This window comes from Streptomyces sp. NPDC017095, assembly GCF_044332325.1.
In the GTDB taxonomy this organism is placed as follows: Bacteria; Actinomycetota; Actinomycetes; order Streptomycetales; family Streptomycetaceae; genus Streptomyces.
Genome location: NZ_JBIROU010000016.1, coordinates 83,369 through 103,282, shown reverse-complemented (window position 1 = coordinate 103,282; position 19,914 = coordinate 83,369). Strand labels below are relative to the sequence as shown.

Genomic DNA, 19,914 nt, shown 5'->3' with positions numbered 1-19,914 from the left:
AACCCCCCTAGACAGTTGGGGGATGGCCCCGCTGCTGTCTAGGGGGCTACTCAAGCTGCTCGGCGCCGATCTCAGGGCGCCCGAAGACTCTGTGAGGTACTGACAGTGCGTGTGATCCCCGTAGACACCTCCGCCGCGACGCTGCTCGTCACCAAGCTCCCCGAAGTAAAGGTCAGGGACCGTCAGACCGGCGAGGTCGCCGTGGACCCGGTGACCAACCAGCGGCTCATGACGCTGGAGCTGGTGTTCATCGCGGCCGGCGGCTCGGACATGATCAGGGTGACCATTCCCGAAGAGGGGATCGGAGACGGCCTGGTCATGGGCGCGCCGGTCATCCTGTCGGGCCTGGTCGCCCGGCCGTGGGAGAGCGAGTTCGGCGGGCGTAGCCGCCACGGCATCGCCTACCGGGCCGACGCGGTTATGGTTAACGCCCCCGTCGCAGCGCGGGGTTGATCGCCATGACTGACGTCGCCCGGGTGCTGCTGCCGGTCCTGCTCGTCATGGTCGCGCTGCTGGTGGTCCGCCGGCGGATGCCGGTGGTGTTCTGGTGGCTGGTCGGGTATCCGGTCGTCGCGTTGCGGGTGCTGCTGTCGTACAGGGCGACGATGGACGCGTGCGGCCTGACGGTCCCGGCCTCCGCCGTCCGGGTCGCCACGGCCCGGGTGATCGGCCGGCAGGCGGCACCCGTCCCGCCCCGGCGGTCCTTCCCCCGGCCCAACGCATCCGGTCTCGTCATGCGGCTGCGCATGGCGACCGGGCAGGCACCCGAAGACTTCACAGCCTCGGCCGACCGACTGCGCCATGCCTGGGGAGCCCACGCCGTCCACGTACGCCCCACGAAACCAGGCTGGCTCGAACTGCGGCTCGTCGGCTGGGACGTACTCGCCGACGTACGGCCCGCCCGGCGTCAGGCTTCGGCCGAACCGCTCTGCCTGCCGCTGGCGCTGCGAGAGGACGGCGACTGGCACGTACGCGACTTCCGCATGGTGCCGCACGAACTGATCCTCGGCGCCACGCAGTCCGGAAAGTCTGTCTACCTGCGCAACTTGCTGTGCGGCCTGGCTCGGCAGCGGGTCGTCCTCGTCGGGATCGACTGCAAATGGGGTGTCGAACTGGCGCCCTTCGCACCCCGTTTGTCAGCGCTGGCCGACGACCCGGATCGGGCGAATGACCTCCTCGACGCGCTGCTGGAAGAGATGGAGGACCGGTTTCGGCTGATCGGGCTCAGTGGTGCCGATCCGGACGCTGTCCTCACCTCGGACGTGTGGGGGCTGCCGGATGCCGTGCGGCCAGTCCCGGTAGTGCTGGTCGTTGACGAGGTGGCGGAACTCTTCCTCGCCGCGAACAGGGATGACGAGAAGCGGCGAGACGCGATGGTCACCAAGCTCATCCGCCTCGCCCAGCTCGGCCGCGCGGCCGGTATCTACCTCGAAGTCTGCGGGCAGCGCTTCGGCTCGGAACTCGGAAAGGGCGCCACCATGCTGAGGGCCCAACTGACCGGCCGCGTCTGCCACCGCGTCAACGACGAAGCGTCGGCGAACATGGCCCTGGCCGACATCTCTCCCGAAGCAGCACTGGCCGCCACGTCCATTCCTGCCGACCGGCCCGGCGTCGCGGTCGTCGGCGACTCGTCCGGCGGATGGTCCCGCGTCCGCTCTCCTCTTCTCTCGCTCGAAGATGCGGCGGCCGTCTGCCGCGACACCTCGGCTCTGGTCCCTGAACTGCCCCGTCTCGACCGCTTCCGGCCCGCCATCGCCGTCGCACCGTCCTCCTCGACCGCTGCTACGCCCACCGCGCGCCCGGTAACCGAGTAGCCCCTCCCTCTACGGCCGGCGTGACCGCCTCACGCCATGTCCTTACCCCTCCCATGCCTGAAACAGGAAGGAACCGGAGCCGATGCGTGCCCACCTGGTCCGTGTGGACGCCGTCGTCGTCCAGGCCGTCATCGCGGGCGCACTGTCCTTCTCACACCTGCATGACCTCGCCGCAGCGGCCGGACAGGGCGGATGGAAGGCGTGGGCCTACCCCGTCAGCGTCGACCTGCTGCTGGTCGCCGCCTGGCGCCGGATGCGCCAGTCGCAGCGAACGGGGCAGGCGGCGGGTAGTCCCCGGCTGTGGTTTCTGGTGGCCCTTGCCGCCTCCCTCGGCGCCAACGTCGCCACCGCCGGACTCCTCGACCTGGACCACGTTCCCGCCTCGCTCCGCGTGGTGGTCGCGGGCTGGCCCGCCATCGCCTTCTTCGGCGGCACTCTGCTGGCCCACGCACCGCACGGCCGGGAAGTGCCGGTGATCCCGGACTCGCCGTCTGCCGACCCGTACGAACACCCTGCTGGGACTGCCGTTGATGCTCCCGGGCCGGACGTGCTGCCAGTACCAGCCTCCGGTCCCGCCCCCGCCGAACCGGAAGCCGTCCCGGCTCCACCGCCGCCCGGTCTCGCCGTCGCGCTCCCGCCCGCCCTCATCCAGCGCGCCCGGGCCCTGGCCGACGAACACCGCTCGACCACCGGCCAGCCCGCCGACCCCGACGCCGTACGCGCACGGCTCGGCCTGCCCCCGTCCATGACCGCCTCCGTCGCCGCCCACCTGTGAGAGGAGCACCGCCATGAACCGCCGCTTCCGCAACGTCCGCCGTATCGGCCCCGTGAACGTCGCCTCCTACATCGACCGCGGCAGGCACCGCCACCTGGCCGCCTGCACCGCGCCCCGCTGCGACTTCTCGGCCGAGTACGACTCCCGCGCCGCCGCCGAACTCGCCGCCCGCACCCACCGCTGCTCGGCCTGACAGGAGATCACCGCATGCGCGTCCCGCTCTGGCTCGCCCTGCTCTGCGTCGCGGTCCTGGGCGTCAAGCTCATCCGCCCGCCCTGGTGGCTCGTCGCCGTGCTCCTCCTCGGCGGCTACCTGCTGACCGACAGCCTGCTGGCCCCTGTCATCGACTCGCTCGTCAAGTGACCCGTAAGGAGTACCGCCCGTGATCCGGCCGAAGATCCCCACCATGCCGCAGCCGACCGCCCCGGTCGCCATGTCCGCCACTGTCGTGGAGCCGACCGCAGCCAGCCCGGCCACGCCACCGACGCCCGCCCATCCGGTGCCGGCCCGCCCGACCATCCACTTGACGCCCGGCACGGCGCTCGCCCTCGTCGGTGGTGGGACCGCCGTGGTCCTGGTCGTGGGTGCCGTGCTCGTCTCCATGCTGCTCGCCGTCACCGTGACCGCGACATCGGTCGCCGTGTGCGCCGTCGTTCTCCGCTCTCTCCTCACCCGCCGCTGAACAACGACTCCCTTCGTCTGCCCTGTCTGTCTAGTCCCCTAGACAGACAGGGCAGGCTCCAACACCCGCACCACAAGGAGGAACCCGCACATGCGTCCACCGGCTCCCCTTGGAGCCATCCGCCACCTGGCCGCCCTCGCCCGGCACGGCGATCTCGGCTCCTACGCCCGGCAGATCCAGCGTCTCGGCGGCTGCGAGCGGCCCGTACGGATGGAGGGTCACCGGCTCGACGTCCACGCGGCCACCGGTGAGATCGCCCGGGAGATCACCGGCCGCGACCTTCCGGCCGGACAGCTCCTCATCCGCTGCAACAACCGTCGCGCTACCCGGTGTGCCACCTGCGCGGAGACGTACCGCAAAGACACCTTCCACCTCGTCACGGCCGGGCTGAGCGGCGGCAAGGGCATCGGTTCGGCGGTCGCCCGGCACCCCCGGGTCTTCGCCACCTTCACCGCTCCGTCCTTCGGCCCGGTCCACAACCGCCCAGCCGGCGGCCGGTGCCGCTGCGGACGCTCGCACACGGAAGACGACCCCGCTCTGGGCACGCCGCTCGACCCGGAACGCTACGACTACAGGGCGGCCGTCCTCTGGAACGCGCACGCCGGTGCCCTCTGGGGCCGGTTCACCACCTACCTGCGCCAGCAGATCGCAACCCGCGCGGGCCTCACCCGCTCCGCGACGCGTGACTGCGTCCGGGTGTCGTACGCCAAGGTCGCCGAGTACCAGCGGCGCGGCGCCGTCCACTTCCACGCCGTCATCCGCCTCGACGGCCCCGGAGGCGCGGAGGACGACCCGCCCGCCTGGGCTACGACCGAACTCCTCACCGACGCGATCCGCTCGGCAGCCCGCCTCGCCGAGACACCCGGCCCGGTCATCGACGGCCGCGCCTACGCCTTCCGCTTCGGCGACCAGTTCGACATCCGCCCCATTCGCTCAGCGGACTTCGCGGGCACCTCGGAGCTGTCCAGCCGGGCCGTCGCCGCCTACATCGGCAAGTACGCCACCAAGGGCGCCGAGACGGCCGGCACCCTCGACCGTCCCGTTCGCAACCCGATCACCGACCTGATCGGCTCCGGTGTCACCGACCACGCCCGCCGGATGATCCTCATCTGCTGGCACCTCGGCGCGCTCCCCGAACTCGAACCGCTGCGCCTGCGCAAGTGGGCTCACATGCTCGGCTTCCGCGGCCACTTCTCCACCAAGTCCCGCACGTACTCCGTCACCCTCGGCGCCCTCCGCCAGGAGCGCGTCGACCACAACGAAGCGCTTACCCGCGCCCGCGCGGCCGAAGCGGGCCACCCCTTGCCTGACCCGGACACCGTCCTGGTCATCACCCACTGGCGCTTCGCCGGAACCGGATGGACAAACGCGGAACACCTCATCGCTCACGGCCCCTCGCCTCGCTCAACCGGCGCTCAGACGGAGGGAGAACCGACATGCCCCAGCGTGATCCCGACGAGTTGATGACCGTCCGCCAAGTGCTCGATGAGCTGGGCGGTGTCTCGCGCCGGACCTTCTACCGATGGCGTGAGCTCGGTCAAGGGCCTGCGGCATTCAAGCTCCCGAACGGAGAACTCCGCGTGTGGCGCAGCGACTTCACAACGTGGTTGCGGCAGTTGGAGGCGGCGGCATGAAGTCTCTCGACGTGAAGGTGTGGGGCGTACGGAAGAGGAACACCAAGAAGTCGTCCTATGACGTCCGATGGACTGTTGCCGGGAACGTCTTCTCCGAACAGTTCCGAACCAAAGCGCTCGCGGACCATTACCGTTCCAAGTTGCTCCGCGCCACTCATGCCGGCGAAGAATTCGACACGGCGACGGGGCTGCCCGATTCGATGGTCGAGAAATCGGCCTCGATGACTTGGTACGCCTTCGCTCTGAAGTACCTGGCCATGAAGTGGCCTCACGCGGCGCCGAACACTCGCAATGGGATCAATGAGGCCCTGACCGCCGTGACGATGGCCCTTCTCGACAATCGCCCTGGGCAGCCGTCCGAGGAATTAATCAGGAAGGCACTCCGTAACTGGGCCTTCGTCCTTCCCGGACCGGACGAGCGTGAATTGCCGACCGAGATTGCGAACACCTTGCACTGGGTGGCCAAGGCATCGCGCCCGCTCTCGGACCTCGGTGACGTCGTGATCGGCAGGGCCGTCCTGGACTCGCTCAAGCTGAAGATTGACGGCACGGCGGCGGCCGCGGAGACCGTTCGGCGCAAGCGTCGGACACTCGTCAACGCGATGCACTACGCGGTAGATCTCGGCGAGTTCAAGGAGAACCCGATTACGGGCATCCGCTGGAAGAAACCGAAAGTTGCCGGAGAGGTCGACCCCCGGGTTGTCGCCAATCCCGAGCAGGCTCGTTCCCTGCTGACTGCGGTCTCGTACGTCGGCGGGTACGGCCGCGCGCGTGGTCGCCGACTTGTCGGCCTGTTCGCGTGCATGTACTACGGCGGCCTGCGCCCGGCTGAGGCCGTCGGCCTCACCAGTGCAGACCTAAAGCTGCCCGAGGTCGGCTGGGGGACGGCACTGCTGAACCGGACGCGCCCCAGTGTCGGCAAGCAGTGGACGGACTCCGGTGAGACCCACGACGACCGGGGCCTGAAGAACCGGCCGGCGGAGGAAGTCCGGCTCGTACCGATCCCGCCCCAGCTCGTCTCTATCCTCCGGCAGCACATCGATACGTTCGGGACTGCTGAGGACGGGCGGCTGTTCACCAACGAACGCGGTGGAGTGGTCGGCTCGTCCACGTACTACCGCGTCTGGCAGGAGGCTCGTGCGCTGGCGCTACCGCCGGCCGCAGTCTCCTCCCCGCTCGCCGCGCGTCCTTACGATCTCCGGCACTCGGCACTGTCGACCTGGCTCAACTCCGGGGTGGATCCGACTGAGGTCGCCGAGCGTGCGGGCAACAGCGTGGAGGTCCTGCTGAGCCGCTACGCCAAGTGCATCGATGGACGACAGGAGATCGCCAACCGCAAGATCGAGGAGTTGCTGCGGGAGTACGAGTGATCACCGCATCATGGGACCCCATACTCGAATGGTGACCATGTCCCAAGAAGGCGAAGCGCTCGACCCTGAATGGGTCGACGTGGGCAACAACGTGAATGGCATCCTGCACGGCTGCCGAGACGCCTCGCCCGTCGCCGAGCGCTTCGTACGGGCCGGCTGGAGGTCGAGGTCGTCCTCCTGGAATGGCTACGAGGTGGGAACCCGTTGGTGCGAAGTGGAGCTCGACCCCGTCGATGGGCCGGACGTCCTGCTCAACGGAGTCGTCGACCCGCGGCGGCTCGATGACCTCGCCGGCCTCCTCCGCCGTTTCGGGCTGACGTGCTCCCTGGAGCTCTATGACGGGGACGACATCCTGGTCCGCGAGGTCCGAGCCTGACTCGGCGAACCGCGCTCAAGGCTCCCGGACGCGTCCGGGAGCCTTCGCGTTTTCCGGGCTTGACCTGGGGAAACGTCCCAAGATCCTGTCCACGAATAGTCCACAGACCCCGACATACGCCCGCTCCGGCCCGCACACGCCTGCACATACGCGAAGACCCCGGCCTCAGCGTTTCCGCTGGTGACGGGGTCTTTGGGCACCTAACTACAGGTGCCCCCGGCAGGATTCGAACCTGCGCACACGGCTCCGGAGGCCGTTGCTCTATCCCCTGAGCTACGGGGGCGTGTCGGGCGCTTCGCTCTCGCTTGCGGCGACGGGTAGAACATTAGCAGGTCCGGAGGGGTGATCAGGAACCCCGTTCCCCGGGGAGGGTGAGCGGGTCCCCTGTACGGGGTGGAAGTGGGGAAAACCCGGACGCGGTGGCCGGTCCGCACCTACTCTCGAGTTGTGCCAGGCGCTCCGGGCCGGGTGCTTGTTGTGGACGACAACAAGGTCATCCGGCAGCTGATCAGGGTCAACCTAGAGCTGGAAGGGCTAGAGGTCGTGACCGCGGCCGATGGTGCCGAGTGTCTGGATGTGGTGCACCAGGTCCGGCCCGACGTCGTGACGCTCGACGTCGTCATGCCCCGGCTGGACGGGCTGCGTACCGCCGCCCGGCTCCGCGCAGATCCCCGTACGCACGACCTTCCCCTCGCCATCATCAGCGCGTGTACGCAGTACGAGGTCGAGACCGGCCTCGACGTCGGCGTGGACGCCTTCCTCGCCAAGCCCTTCGAGCCCGCCGAGCTGGTACGGCTGGTGAAGGAACTCCTCGAGCGCAAGGCCGGGCGGGACGAGGGCTGGCGGGACGAGGGCTCCGGGGGAGAAGCGATCGGGGGGCCGGAAGGAGGCGATGGGGGAGCGGAACCGGGTGGCGGTGCCGGGGAGGCCGTCGCCGGGGGCGGTAGCGGGGCAACCGGTGACGGCGGGGGCGGTGGCGACGCGGGTGACGGAGACGCCGGGAGCGGTGAAGGGGCCTTCCGTCATGGCGTCTCACCCAGTCCCGGAAACGTCCCCGGGGCGGACGGCTCCTCCGGTTCCTCCTGAGTCGCCGGCAGCGGCCCGAGCGCGCTGCCGGCTCCCGGGTTCCGGGTCCCCGCGTTTCTGTGTCCTCTCCCGGGTCCGCTCTGGCTGGAATGCGTGCCTCGACCCTGTGACATTCGGTCGTTCTGCAGGCGGTGCCTGAGCGGTCGGAGTCGGGGGTCCGCACGGGGACGGGGGCAGAGACGGGGGCCTGGTCGGTGCCGCCCCCGAGCCGCCCCCCGGCCTGCCCCTGCCTCACCCCTGACCTTTCCCGCCCCTGGCAGTCCCTGACCCGCCCCCTCCGCGCGCACCCCCCACCCCTGGCCGTCCCCGACCCGCCCCCTCCACCCGCACCCCCGTCCCCTACCACCTCGCCGACTCGCCCTCCTCCTCGCCTACGCTTGTCCCGTGACCCCCGCCCAGCTCTCCCGTACCGTGTTGTGCGCGGTGCGTCGTGCTGTCGATGACGGGGAGCTGAATGTGACCGTGCCCGAGCGGGTCGTGGTGGGGGAGCCGGGGCCCGGAGGGTGTGGGGACTTCGCCACCGCCGTCGCGCTGCGGCTGGCCCCGTCGGCCGGGCAGCCGGCGCGCAGGGTCGCCGAGGTGCTGCGGGCGCGGCTCGTCGGTACCGAGGGCATCCGGGACGTCGTCGTCACCGGGCCCGGGTTCCTCAACATCAGCCTGGACGCGCGGGTCGATCCCGTCGCCGCGCTGGTCCGGGAGATCCGCGAGAAGGGCGCCCGGTACGGACACGGCGACGCCCTCGCCGGTCAGGTCGTCACGCTGCTCGTGCCGTACGAGGTGCGGGCCGAGGCCGTCGCCGACGTCGTCGTACGCCTCATCCGTGCGCAGGGTGGGCGTGCCGTCGTCGAGCACGAGCACGAGCCCGCCGGCAGGCAGGGCGACGACCCTGCCACCGTCGGGCACGCTGGATCCATCAGTCCGCTGAGCGCCCGCCGCGCCGCCGACCATGACCCCCTCACCGGGCCGCCCTCCCACCCCACCCCCCTCCGCCCCCGACCCGCCCCCCAGGACCCCTCCCCCCTGGGGAGGGACGCCGCTCGCTGGGCGCTGCTCCATCCCGCTCCGCACGACCGGCCCCGGATCAGTGCGGAGCATCTCGTGCAGCGGGAGGGCAATCCGTTGTTCCGGGTGCGGTACGCGCATGCCCGCGTCCGGTCGCTCAGCCGCAACGCCTCCCGTCTCGGTTTCGCCGCCGAGCCCGGTCCCCTGGGGACCGAGGCCGGTGCCGGTCTGCTGACCCCGCTCGCCGACCACCCCCGTATCCTCGCCGCGGCCGCCACCCACCGTGCCCCGGACCGGCTTGCCCGGCATCTCGTGACCGTCGCCGATGCCGTGCTGCCGCTGCTGCCTTCCGTGCTTCCCGTCGGTGAGGAGAAACCCTCGGCCGCCCACCGTGCCCGGCTGGCCCTCGCCGAAGCAGCCGGGCAGGTGCTGGCCGGCGGCCTGTCCCTGCTCGGCATCGACGCACCCGAACATCTCTGAGGCGTCAGGCAGATGCGCGCCCGGAGAGAGACAGAGAGTCTGAGAGTCACGTCATGAGCCGTTCCGCCCATCCCGCCGGGCCCCGCCACGCCGATGTCCTGCCCGAGGGGCACTACTCCGCGCCGCCCGCCGACCTGAACGTCCTCGACCCGAAGGTGTGGGCCCAGACCGTCACGCGCGGCGACGACGGGGTGGCCGCCGTCGGCGGTATCCCCGTCACCCGGCTCGCCGAGGAGTTCGGCACGCCGGCCTACGTCCTGGACGAGACCGACTTCCGGGCCCGGGCGCGCGCCTGGCGCGCCGCGTTCGGTCCGGACGCCGACGTGTTCTACGCCGGGAAGGCGTTCCTGTCCCGGGCCGTGGTGCGCTGGCTGCACGAAGAAGGGCTCAATCTCGACGTCTGCTCGGGTGGAGAACTGGCCACCGCGCTGTCCGCCGGGATGCCCGCCGAGCGCATCGCCTTCCACGGCAACAACAAGTCCGGCGCGGAGATCCGCCGGGCCGTCGAGGCGGGCGTCGGACGGATCGTGCTCGACTCCTTCCAGGAGATCGCGCGGGTCGCGCACACCGCCCAGGAACTCGGCAAGCGGCAGCGGGTGCAGATCCGGATCACGGTGGGCGTCGAGGCGCACACGCACGAGTTCATCGCCACCGCGCACGAGGACCAGAAGTTCGGCATCCCGCTGGCCGGCGGGCAGGCCGCGGAGGCCGTACGGCGGGCCCTGCGGCTGGACGGGCTGGAACTGATCGGCATCCACTCGCACATCGGCTCGCAGATCTTCGACATGTCCGGGTTCGAGGTCGCCGCGCACCGGGTCGTGGGGCTGCTGAGGGACATCCGGGACGAGCACGGCGTGGAGCTGCCGGAGATCGACCTCGGCGGCGGGCTCGGCATCGCCTACACGAGCGCCGACGACCCGCGTGAGCCGCACGAGATCGCCAAGGCGCTCACCGAGATCGTCACGCGCGAGTGCGAGGCCGCCCGGCTGCGCACGCCGCGGATCTCCGTCGAGCCCGGCCGCGCCATCGTGGGGCCGACGGCGTTCACGCTGTACGAGGTGGGCACGGTCAAGCCGCTGGACGGGCTGCGGACGTACGTCTCCGTCGACGGCGGCATGTCGGACAACATCCGCACCGCGCTGTACGACGCCGAGTACACCGTGGCGCTCGTCTCCCGCGTCTCCACCGCCGAGCCGATGCTCGCCCGGGTCGTCGGCAAGCACTGCGAGAGCGGGGACATCGTGGTGAAGGACGCGTTCCTGCCGGCGGACCTGGCTCCGGGCGACCTGATCGCGGTGCCGGCCACCGGCGCGTACTGCCGCTCGATGGCCAGCAACTACAACCACGTGCTCCGGCCGCCCGTCGTCGCCGTACGGGACGGCGAGGCCCGGGTGATCGTCCGGCGGGAGACGGAGGAGGACCTCCTGCGTCTCGACGTCGGGTGACGCGCGTCCCAGCACCGCGGGGGCGGAAGATCTGCGGTCTTCGGCCCCCGTTGAAATGAAAATAATGTCTCACGATCCGGACGAAGGGTAGATACTCCCGTCCGGTGAGTGAGACTAATCGAACCGTAGACGGTATGAGGAAACGAGGTCGGATGATGCGTACGCGTCCGCTGAAAGTGGCGCTGCTGGGCTGTGGAGTGGTCGGCTCAGAGGTGGCGCGCATCATGACGACGCACGCCGACGACCTCGCCGCCCGGATCGGGGCCCCGGTCGAGCTGGCCGGCGTCGCCGTACGGCGTACCGGCAAGGTGCGCGAGGGCGTCGACCCCGCGCTGGTCACCACCGACGCCACCGCCCTCGTCCAGCGCGAGGACGTCGACGTGGTGGTCGAGGTCATCGGCGGTATCGAGCCGGCCCGGACGCTGATCACCACCGCCTTCGAGCACGGCGCCTCCGTCGTCTCGGCCAACAAGGCGCTGCTCGCCCAGGACGGCGCCGCCCTGCACGCCGCCGCCGAGAAACACGGCCGGGACCTGTACTACGAGGCCGCCGTCGCCGGTGCCATCCCGCTGATCCGCCCGCTGCGCGAGTCGCTCGCCGGCGACAAGGTCAACCGCGTCCTCGGCATCGTCAACGGCACCACCAACTTCATCTTCGACAAGATGGACTCCACGGGAGCCGGCTACCAGGAGGCCCTGGACGAGGCCACCGCCCTGGGCTACGCCGAGGCCGACCCGACCGCCGACGTGGAGGGCTTCGACGCGGCCGCCAAGGCCGCCATCCTCGCCGGCATCGCCTTCCACACCCGGGTCCGGCTGGACGACGTCTACCGCGAGGGCATGACCGAGGTCACCGCCGCCGACTTCCGCTCCGCCAAGGAGATGGGCTGCACCATCAAACTGCTCGCCATCTGCGAGCGGTCCAAGGACGGCAGGTCGGTCACCGCGCGCGTGCACCCCGCGATGATCCCGCTGAGCCATCCGCTGGCCTCCGTGCGCGGCGCCTACAACGCCGTCTTCGTCGAGTCCGACGCGGCCGGACAGCTCATGTTCTACGGCCCCGGCGCGGGCGGCTCGCCCACCGCCTCCGCCGTCCTCGGCGACCTCGTCGCCGTCTGCCGCAACCGGCTGAACGGCACCACCGGACCCGGCGAGTCGGCCTACGCCGACCTGACCGTCTCCTCAATGGGCGAGGTCGTCACCCGGTACCACATCAGCCTGGACGTGGCCGACAAGCCGGGCGTGCTCGCCCAGGTCGCCACCGTCTTCGCCGAGCACGGGGTGTCGATCGACACCGTTCGGCAGCAGGGCAAGGACGGCGAGGCCTCTCTCGTCGTCGTCACCCACCGGGCCTCCGACGCCTCCCTGTCCGGGACCGTCGAGGCACTGCGCAAGCTGGACACCGTGCGGGGTGTCGCCAGCATCATGCGGGTTGAAGGAGAGTAACCAGCAATGACCCACCAGTGGCGCGGAATCATCGAGGAGTACCGGGACAGGCTTCCGGTCTCCGACACCACGCCGGTCGTGACGCTCCGCGAGGGCGGCACGCCTCTCGTGCCCGCGCAGGTGCTCTCCGAGCGCACGGGCTGCGAGGTCCACCTGAAGGTGGAGGGCGCCAACCCGACCGGGTCCTTCAAGGACCGCGGCATGACCATGGCCATCAGCAAGGCCAAGGAGGAGGGGGCGAAGGCCGTCATCTGCGCGTCGACCGGCAACACGTCCGCGTCCGCCGCGGCCTACGCCGTACGCGCCGGCATGGTCTCCGCCGTGCTGGTGCCGCAGGGCAAGATCGCCCTGGGCAAGATGGGCCAGGCCCTCGTGCACGGCGCGAAGATCCTCCAGGTCGACGGCAACTTCGACGACTGCCTCACGCTCGCCCGGGCGCTCAGCGAGAACTACCCGGTGGCGCTGGTGAATTCGGTGAACCCGGTGCGCATCGAGGGCCAGAAGACGGCCGCCTTCGAGATCGTGGACATGCTCGGCGACGCGCCGGACATCCACGTCCTGCCGGTGGGCAACGCGGGCAACATCACCGCGTACTGGAAGGGCTACCGGGAGTACGCCGCGGACGGCATCGCCGCCCGGACCCCGCGCATGTGGGGCTTCCAGGCGTCCGGCAGCGCCCCGATCGTGCGCGGCGAGGTCGTCAAGGACCCGTCGACCATCGCCACCGCCATCCGGATCGGCAACCCCGCGTCCTGGAACTACGCGCTGGCCGCCCGGGACGAGTCCGGCGGTGTCATCGACGAGGTGACGGACCGTGAGATCCTGCGCGCCTACCGTCTGTTGGCCGCGCAGGAGGGCGTCTTCGTGGAGCCCGCCTCCGCCGCCTCCGTGGCCGGTCTGCTCAAGGCCGCCGAGCAGGGCAGGGTCGACCCCGGCCAGCGCATCGTGTGCACCGTCACCGGCAACGGCCTGAAGGACCCCGACTGGGCCGTCGCCGGCGCCCCGCAGCCGGTCACCGTCCCGGTCGACGCGGCCACCGCGGCCGAGCGCCTCGGCCTCGCCTGAGCGGCCCGGGACCCCGGTCCCGGTCAGGGTGCACAGGGGGCATACGACACGCATCGTGCGCCGCCTGTGCGCCCTATGTCGCCGCAGAACCTTCCTTCGATAGGCTGTAACCAACCCGCCGCCGCACCTTTCCCCGCGTCCGGCACGGTGCCGCGCCGCCTCCGCGGCCCGACGGGTCCTCGTACATCAGTCGTCGGCAGTCCACCGAACGGCCCTCGAACGCCATCGAGCGCCATTCAACCGTCACGCAGCTCAAGGAGAGTCTTCGAGCGATGGCCGGTCCAGCTTTCCGCGCCGCCGCCGTCCGGGTGCGCACCCCCGCCACCAGCGCCAACATCGGTCCGGGCTTCGACGCCCTGGGCCTCGCGCTGGGGCTCTACGACGACGTGGTCGTCCGGGTGGCCGACTCCGGGCTGCACATCGACATCGCGGGTGAGGGGAGCGAGACCCTGCCCCGGGACGAGAGCCATCTGCTCGTCCGCTCCCTGCGGACCGCCTTCGACCTGCTGGGCGGACAGCCCCGCGGCCTGGAGATCGTCTGCGCCAACCGGATCCCGCACGGCCGCGGCCTGGGCTCCTCCTCCGCCGCCATCTGCGCCGGCATCGTCGCCGCGCGCGCCGTGACCATAGGCGGCGAGGCCCGTCTCGACGACGCGGCGCTGCTGGAACTGGCCACGGAGATCGAGGGCCACCCGGACAACGCGGCCGCCTGTCTGCTCGGCGGCTTCACCGTGTCCTGGATGGAGGGCGGCATGGCCCGCGCCATCAGGATGGACCCGCACGATTCCATCGTTCCGGTGGTTTTCGTGCCCGGGAAACCGGTGCTGACCGAGACCGCGCGCGGTCTGCTCCCGCGCAGCGTGCCGCATGTCGACGCCGCCGCCAACGCGGGCCGCGCCGCCCTGCTGGTCGAGGCGATGACCAGGCGTCCCGAGCTGCTGCTCGCCGCCACCGAGGACCGTCTCCACCAGGAGTACCGCGCGCCGGCCATGCCCGAGAGCGCCGCACTGGTGGAGCGGCTGCGCGCCGACGGCATCCCGGCCGTGATCTCCGGCGCCGGACCCACCGTCATGGCCCTCGCCGACACCGGCAGCGCCGACAAGGTGGCCCACCTCGCGGGCGACGGCTGGGCCGCCAACCGGCTGGACCTGGATGTACGGGGAGCGAGCGTGCTGCCGCTTGCGACCTGACACACGGTTGCCGGATTTCGAGAGGGGGAATGTTTGTTGGATCCGGTAGTGTTAATCTCAAGTCTGCACCCGACCCCACCATGGCGAGGTGCCTCGTGTCCCCCTCCGGGACAGACATTCTTCCGGGAGCCTCCCGCGCCACTCCGTGTTCCCTGCGCCGTACCTGGGCAGTACGGCGTATGCGAGCACTGAGCGGGCCGCCGGTGGGGGTACCCCTTGTGGGGGAGCTCCGGAACCGGTGCTACCACGCCACGTGACACTCGGTGCCACGACTCGCGGAAGCGCCATCACCGCACATTTCTTCCGCCGCTTTGGCGGACCACCGCCCCGGCACGGTTCACCGAAGACAGAACCGTAGCCGGACAGCACAACCGGTCGCCGAGCCAGACAGGCCGACGTCCGCTCCAGGGAAGGACCCTTCGTGAGCGACACCACCGATCTGATGGGCGCACGTGTCGAGGAGACCGCTGCCGCGCCCGCCACGGACGCCTCCGCGCCTGCCACCGGTGCCGGCTCCCGGCGGCGCCGCGGTACCGGCCTCGAGGGCATGGTGCTGGCCGAGCTGCAGCAGGTCGCCTCGGGCCTCGGGATCAGGGGCACCGCGCGGATGCGCAAGAGCCAGCTGATCGAGGTCATCAAGGAGGCGCAGGCCGCCGGGGGAGCCCCCGCCGCCGCCAAGGCCGACACCGCCGCCGAGACCAAGCCGAAGCGCCGGGCCACCTCGCGGACCCGCACCGGCGAGGAGACCGCCGAGAAGAAGGCGGACAAGGCCGCTGCGGCCCCCGCCGAGAAGGCCGCGGCCCAGCAGCAGATCGAGATCCCCGGCCAGCCGGGCACCACCCGCGACGCCGAGCGCGGGGCGGACGACGCCCCGGGCGAGCGGCGCCGCCGCCGGGCCACGGCCGATGCCGGCAGCCCGGCCGGGAACGGCACCGACACCGTCGCCGCCGAGGCCAAGAGCGAGCCGAAGGCCGAGACGCCCGCGCAGCAGCCGCAGCAGGGCGAGGCCGCCAAGGGCGACGCCGGTGACGGCGACGGCCGTGGCCGCCGCGACCGCCGCGAGCGCGGCCGGGACCGTGACCGCGACCGGGACCGCGACCGCGACCGCCGTGGCAAGGGCGACGAGCAGCAGGGCGGCCAGCAGCGTCAGCCGCAGGGCCAGCAGGGCGGCCGTCAGGACAGCCGGCAGGACGACGACGACTTCGAGGGCGGCCGGCGTGGCCGTCGCGGCCGTTACCGCGACCGCCGGGGCCGCCGCGGCCGTGACGAGATCGCCCCCGAGCCGCAGCTCGCCGACGACGACGTCCTGATCCCGGTCGCGGGCATCCTGGACATCCTCGACAACTACGCCTTCATCCGGACCTCCGGCTACCTGCCCGGTCCGAACGACGTGTACGTCTCCCTCGCCCAGGTCCGCAAGAACGGCCTGCGCAAGGGCGACCACGTCACCGGCGCGGTCCGCCAGCCCAAGGAGGGCGAGCGCCGCGAGAAGTTCAACGCGCTGGTCCGGCTGGACTCCGTCAACGGCATGGCGCCCGAACACGGCCGCGGCCGTCCGGAGTTCAACAAGCTGACCCCGCTCTACCCGCAGGACCGGCTCCGCCTGGAGACCGACCCGGGCGTGCTCACCACCCGGATCATCGACATGGTCTCGCCGATCGGCAAGGGTCAGCGCGGTCTGATCGTGGCCCCGCCGAAGACCGGCAAGACCATGATCATGCAGGCGGTCGCCAACGCGATCACGCACAACAACCCCGAGTGCCACCTGATGGTCGTCCTCGTCGACGAGCGTCCGGAAGAGGTCACCGACATGCAGCGGTCGGTGAAGGGCGAGGTCATCTCCTCGACCTTCGACCGCCCGGCCGAGGACCACACCACCGTCGCCGAGCTGGCCATCGAGCGGGCCAAGCGACTGGTGGAGCTGGGTCACGACGTCGTCGTGCTGCTCGACTCGATCACGCGTCTGGGCCGTGCCTACAACCTGGCCGCGCCGGCCTCCGGCCGCATCCTGTCCGGTGGTGTCGACTCGACCGCGCTCTACCCGCCGAAGCGGTTCTTCGGTGCCGCGCGCAACATCGAGGACGGCGGCTCGCTGACCATCCTCGCCACGGCTCTCGTGGACACCGGGTCCCGCATGGACGAGGTGATCTTCGAGGAGTTCAAGGGCACCGGCAACATGGAACTGAAGCTGGACCGCAAGCTGGCGGACAAGCGGATCTTCCCGGCGGTGGACGTGGACGCGTCCGGTACCCGTAAGGAGGAGATCCTGCTCGGCAACGAGGAACTGGCCGTCGTCTGGAAGCTGCGCCGGGTGCTGCACGCGCTGGACCAGCAGCAGGCGATCGAGCTGCTCCTCGACAAGATGAAGCAGACGAAGTCGAACGGCGAGTTCCTGATGCAGATCCAGAAGACGACGCCGTCGCCGGGCAACGGCGACTGACCGAGCCCCCGACAGGCACACGCGGCCGCTCCCCGTCCACCAGCGACGGGGGGCGGCCGTCCGCCGTTCACCGGGGCTTGCGCAAGCGAGATCTTCACCACAGCGAACGTGCCGTGCGCCGGTGGGCGGACGCTCTGCCCGCAGGGGTGAAACCGCAGGTGAGCGCCGTATGCCCGGATACCGTCGCTACGGAGCGTGCACAGCGCGCCACGCGAGGGCCACTGTGCGTTGTGCAACCCTTTCCCGAGTTTCCCCGTCTGACCGGGCGGAGCGACGATGGAGCGGTGACGACCGCGCCCGACCCTGACCGCAGGGGGTACCCGACCACCGAGACCTAGGAGCGATGTGGCCGCCGAGAGCACGCCCGCCATAACCGAGCCGGGCCCGACCGGGCCCCGCCGCCGGGGCAAGGGGCGCCGCCGCAAGGCCCCCAGCGCGGGCCGCAAGGTCCTGCGCGCGACGGCCTGGACGGCCGCGGGCATCGTCGTGCTGGGCGGCACCGGTGTGGGGTACGTGTACTTCAAGCTCAACGGCAACCTGCACAGCGTCGACCTCAACCAGGCCCTCGGCGCCGGCCGGCCCACGAAGGCCGACAACGGCTCCGAGAACATCCTGGTCCTCGGCTCGGACACGCGCGCCGGCAACAACAAGAAGCTGGGCGGCGGCGCGGACGACGGCAGCGCCCGCTCCGACACCGCGATGATCGTCCACGTCTACGAGGGCCACCAGCGGGCCGGCGTGGTCTCCATCCCGCGCGACACCCTCGTCGACCGGCCCGAGTGCACCGACACCCGGGGCACCAGCCACCCGGCCGCCTCCGGCGTGATGTTCAACGAGGCGTACTCCACCGGCGGCGCGGCCTGCGCGGTGAAGACCGTGGAGTCCCTCACCGGCATCCGCATGGACCACTACCTGGAGGTCGACTTCGACGGCTTCCAGCAGCTGATCGACGATCTCGGCGGCGTCCGGCTCACCACCACCGAGGACATCCGCGACCCGCAGAGCCACCTCGACCTCACGGCCGGTACCCACACGCTGGACGGCCGGCAGGCCCTCGGCCTGGTCCGCACCCGGCACGGCGTGGGCGACGGCTCCGACCTGGGCCGCATCCAGCTCCAGCAGGCGTTCATCAAGGCGCTGATCGACCAGGTCAAGCACGTCGGCGTGTTCACCGACCCGAAGCGGCTCTACCACCTCGCCGACACCGCCACCAAGGCCGTCACCACCGACTCCGACCTCGGCTCGGTCAACTCGCTGATCGACTTCGCGGACGGCCTCAAGGGCATCGGCCCGTCCCATATGAAGATGGTCACGATGCCGGTGCAGTACGACCCGGCCAACCCCAACCGCGTCCTGCTGGACACGGCCAAGGCCCAGCTGGTCTGGAACGCGCTGCGCAGCGACAGGCCGATCCCGGAGGCGGCGACCCGGGGCACGGCCACCGGCGAGGCCAAGAACGTCGTCAGTGCCCCCTGAGGAAGCCCGGGCAACCGCCGGACCAGCGACAACGCGCCCGCATCCGCCCACGGCGGGCCCCCGGCACCCCGGCCGGCGCCCCCGCCGTCCGCCCGCAGGAATAGAACGGCCGCACCCCCGGTTTGGGAGGATGGCACCAGTCCTGGCAGACTGGTACGTCGGCTCCGGTTCACGCTCCCGCATCCCGCGGCGGCGACCCGGCGCCCTCCCGAAACCTAGGAGACACCTTGAAGCGCGACATCCACCCCGCGTACGTCGAGACGCAGGTCAGCTGCACCTGCGGCGCGTCGTTCACCACTCGCAGCACCATCGAGTCCGGCGCCATCCGGGCCGAGGTCTGCTCCGAGTGCCACCCGTTCTACACGGGCAAGCAGAAGATCCTCGACACCGGTGGCCGTGTGGCCCGCTTCGAGGCCCGCTTCGGCAAGGCTGCCGCCGGCTCCAAGAAGTAGCGAGCCCCATTTCGCCGGTCCACGGTCCCACCCTGTTCCCGGGGGTGTGCCCGGGACCGGCGTTTTTGGTCGCCCGCCCTTCCCGTCACCGCAGTATCAGGAGCCCAAGATGTTCGAGGCCGTCGAGGAACTCGTCGCCGAGCACGCCGACCTGGAGAAGAAGCTCGCCGACCCGTCGGTCCACTCCGACCAGGCACACGCGCGCAAGCTGAACAAGCGCTACGCCGAGCTGACCCCGATCGTCGCCACGTACCGCTCCTGGAAGCAGACCGGTGACGACGTCGCGACCGCGCGCGAGCTGGCCGTCGACGACCCCGACTTCGCCGCCGAGGTCAAGGAGCTGGACAAGCAGCGCGAGGAGCTGACCGAGAAGCTGCGCCTGCTGCTCGTGCCGCGCGACCCGAGCGACGACAAGGACGTCATCCTGGAGATCAAGGCGGGCGCGGGCGGCGACGAGTCGGCGCTGTTCGCCGGCGACCTGCTGCGGATGTACCTGCGCTACGCCGAGCGCGTCGGCTGGAAGACCGAGATCATCGACGCCACCGAATCCGAGCTGGGCGGCTACAAGGACGTCCAGGTCGCGGTGAAGGCCCGCGGGCAGATCGAGCCCGGCCAGGGCGTCTGGGCCCGGCTGAAGTACGAGGGCGGCGTGCACCGCGTGCAGCGCGTCCCGGCGACCGAGTCCCAGGGCCGCATCCACACCTCCGCTGCCGGTGTCCTCGTCACCCCCGAGGCCGAGGAGGTCGACGTCGAGATCAACCCGAACGACCTGCGCATCGACGTCTACCGGTCCTCCGGACCGGGCGGCCAGTCCGTGAACACCACCGACTCCGCCGTGCGCATCACCCACCTGCCGACCGGTGTCGTCGCCTCCTGCCAGAACGAGAAGAGCCAGCTCCAGAACAAGGAGCAGGCGATGCGTATCCTGCGCTCCAGGCTGCTCGCCATGGCACAGGAGGAGGCGGAGCGGGAGGCCGCCGACGCCCGCCGCAGCCAGGTGCGCACCGTCGACCGCTCCGAGAAGATCCGCACCTACAACTACCCGGAGAACCGCATCTCCGACCACCGCGTCGGCTTCAAGGCGTACAACCTGGACCAGGTCCTGGACGGCGAACTCGACGCGGTGATCCAGGCCTGCGTCGACGCCGACTCGGCGGCGAAACTGGCCGCCGCGTAAGACCG

The 19,914-nt window shown here is 70.9% G+C and carries 19 protein-coding genes, 1 tRNA gene and 1 pseudogene; 20 read left to right on the top strand and 1 reads right to left on the bottom strand.

Annotated features, from left to right (window positions below; genetic code table 11):
• The first annotated feature begins 105 nt into the window (after positions 1–105).
• From ACH4OA_RS27980 to ACH4OA_RS27935, 10 genes are all read left to right on the top strand, one after another.
• Positions 106–453, top strand: coding sequence for a hypothetical protein (locus ACH4OA_RS27980; protein ID WP_397971770.1), 348 nt, complete (start codon positions 106–108; stop codon positions 451–453).
• Between the two features lie 5 nt (positions 454–458).
• The gene (locus ACH4OA_RS27975) at positions 459–1,814 is read left to right on the top strand and encodes an FtsK/SpoIIIE domain-containing protein (protein WP_397971768.1); all 1,356 of its coding nucleotides are present in this window, start codon (positions 459–461) and stop codon (positions 1,812–1,814) included.
• 82 nt (positions 1,815–1,896) lie between these two features.
• Positions 1,897–2,589 (top strand): DUF2637 domain-containing protein, encoded by a 693-nt coding sequence (locus tag ACH4OA_RS27970; protein WP_397971766.1) that lies wholly within the window; start codon positions 1,897–1,899, stop codon positions 2,587–2,589.
• Positions 2,590–2,602: 13 nt separating this feature from the next.
• On the top strand, positions 2,603–2,782 hold the full coding sequence (locus ACH4OA_RS27965) for a mobile element transfer protein (protein ID WP_030734401.1): 180 nt from the start codon (positions 2,603–2,605) through the stop codon (positions 2,780–2,782).
• 14 nt (positions 2,783–2,796) lie between these two features.
• The gene (locus tag ACH4OA_RS27960; protein WP_365946786.1) at positions 2,797–2,952 is read left to right on the top strand and encodes a hypothetical protein; all 156 of its coding nucleotides are present in this window, start codon (positions 2,797–2,799) and stop codon (positions 2,950–2,952) included.
• Positions 2,953–2,971: 19 nt separating this feature from the next.
• Positions 2,972–3,271: a SpdD-like protein gene (locus ACH4OA_RS27955; RefSeq protein ID WP_397971763.1), complete on the top strand. Its 300-nt coding sequence runs from the start codon at positions 2,972–2,974 to the stop codon at positions 3,269–3,271.
• A gap of 90 nt (positions 3,272–3,361) precedes the next feature.
• Entirely contained in the window at positions 3,362–4,735 is a 1,374-nt protein-coding gene (locus ACH4OA_RS27950) for a replication initiator (RefSeq protein ID WP_397971760.1), read from the top strand.
• Positions 4,735–4,905 carry an AlpA family transcriptional regulator gene (locus tag ACH4OA_RS27945; RefSeq protein WP_030939262.1) on the top strand — a complete coding sequence of 57 codons (171 nt, stop codon included), beginning with the start codon at positions 4,735–4,737 and terminating at the stop codon, positions 4,903–4,905. Before ACH4OA_RS27950 ends, ACH4OA_RS27945 begins: the two co-directional genes overlap by 1 nt.
• The gene (locus ACH4OA_RS27940; protein ID WP_397971757.1) at positions 4,902–6,275 is read left to right on the top strand and encodes a tyrosine-type recombinase/integrase; all 1,374 of its coding nucleotides are present in this window, start codon (positions 4,902–4,904) and stop codon (positions 6,273–6,275) included. The genes ACH4OA_RS27945 and ACH4OA_RS27940 overlap by 4 nt, the downstream gene beginning before the upstream one ends.
• 28 nt (positions 6,276–6,303) lie before the next feature.
• Positions 6,304–6,651 carry a hypothetical protein gene (locus ACH4OA_RS27935; protein WP_397971754.1) on the top strand — a complete coding sequence of 116 codons (348 nt, stop codon included), beginning with the start codon at positions 6,304–6,306 and terminating at the stop codon, positions 6,649–6,651.
• Between the two features lie 211 nt (positions 6,652–6,862).
• On the opposite strand, the gene ACH4OA_RS27930 is transcribed toward ACH4OA_RS27935, so the two are convergent.
• Positions 6,863–6,934 (bottom strand) — tRNA-Arg (locus ACH4OA_RS27930).
• 116 nt (positions 6,935–7,050) lie between these two features.
• On the opposite strand from ACH4OA_RS27930, the pseudogene ACH4OA_RS27925 reads away from it, so the two are divergent.
• The 10 genes and pseudogenes from ACH4OA_RS27925 to prfA all read left to right on the top strand — a co-directional run.
• A pseudogene (locus ACH4OA_RS27925) lies at positions 7,051–7,575 on the top strand (response regulator); the annotation flags it as partial.
• 546 nt (positions 7,576–8,121) lie between these two features.
• Positions 8,122–9,219, top strand: a complete 1,098-nt coding sequence (gene nrtL, locus ACH4OA_RS27920; RefSeq protein WP_397971752.1) for an ArgS-related anticodon-binding protein NrtL — start codon at positions 8,122–8,124, stop codon at positions 9,217–9,219.
• A 53-nt stretch (positions 9,220–9,272) separates the two neighbouring features.
• A complete protein-coding gene (lysA, locus tag ACH4OA_RS27915; RefSeq protein WP_397971749.1) occupies positions 9,273–10,664 on the top strand; it encodes a diaminopimelate decarboxylase in 1,392 nt (463 codons plus the stop codon).
• A 155-nt stretch (positions 10,665–10,819) separates the two neighbouring features.
• Entirely contained in the window at positions 10,820–12,109 is a 1,290-nt protein-coding gene (locus tag ACH4OA_RS27910) for a homoserine dehydrogenase (protein ID WP_397943621.1), read from the top strand.
• Between the two features lie 6 nt (positions 12,110–12,115).
• A complete protein-coding gene (gene thrC, locus ACH4OA_RS27905; RefSeq protein WP_397943541.1) occupies positions 12,116–13,174 on the top strand; it encodes a threonine synthase in 1,059 nt (352 codons plus the stop codon).
• 272 nt (positions 13,175–13,446) lie between these two features.
• The gene (gene thrB, locus ACH4OA_RS27900) at positions 13,447–14,364 is read left to right on the top strand and encodes a homoserine kinase (RefSeq protein ID WP_365880335.1); all 918 of its coding nucleotides are present in this window, start codon (positions 13,447–13,449) and stop codon (positions 14,362–14,364) included.
• Positions 14,365–14,785: 421 nt separating this feature from the next.
• Entirely contained in the window at positions 14,786–16,804 is a 2,019-nt protein-coding gene (gene rho, locus ACH4OA_RS27895) for a transcription termination factor Rho (RefSeq protein ID WP_397971747.1), read from the top strand.
• A gap of 345 nt (positions 16,805–17,149) precedes the next feature.
• Positions 17,150–18,280 carry an LCP family protein gene (locus tag ACH4OA_RS27890; RefSeq protein ID WP_397943545.1) on the top strand — a complete coding sequence of 377 codons (1,131 nt, stop codon included), beginning with the start codon at positions 17,150–17,152 and terminating at the stop codon, positions 18,278–18,280.
• 227 nt (positions 18,281–18,507) lie between these two features.
• Positions 18,508–18,732 (top strand): 50S ribosomal protein L31, encoded by a 225-nt coding sequence (rpmE, locus tag ACH4OA_RS27885; RefSeq protein WP_316748526.1) that lies wholly within the window; start codon positions 18,508–18,510, stop codon positions 18,730–18,732.
• Positions 18,733–18,841: 109 nt separating this feature from the next.
• The gene (gene prfA / locus ACH4OA_RS27880; RefSeq protein ID WP_397943548.1) at positions 18,842–19,909 is read left to right on the top strand and encodes a peptide chain release factor 1; all 1,068 of its coding nucleotides are present in this window, start codon (positions 18,842–18,844) and stop codon (positions 19,907–19,909) included.
• The last annotated feature ends 5 nt before the right edge of the window (positions 19,910–19,914 follow it).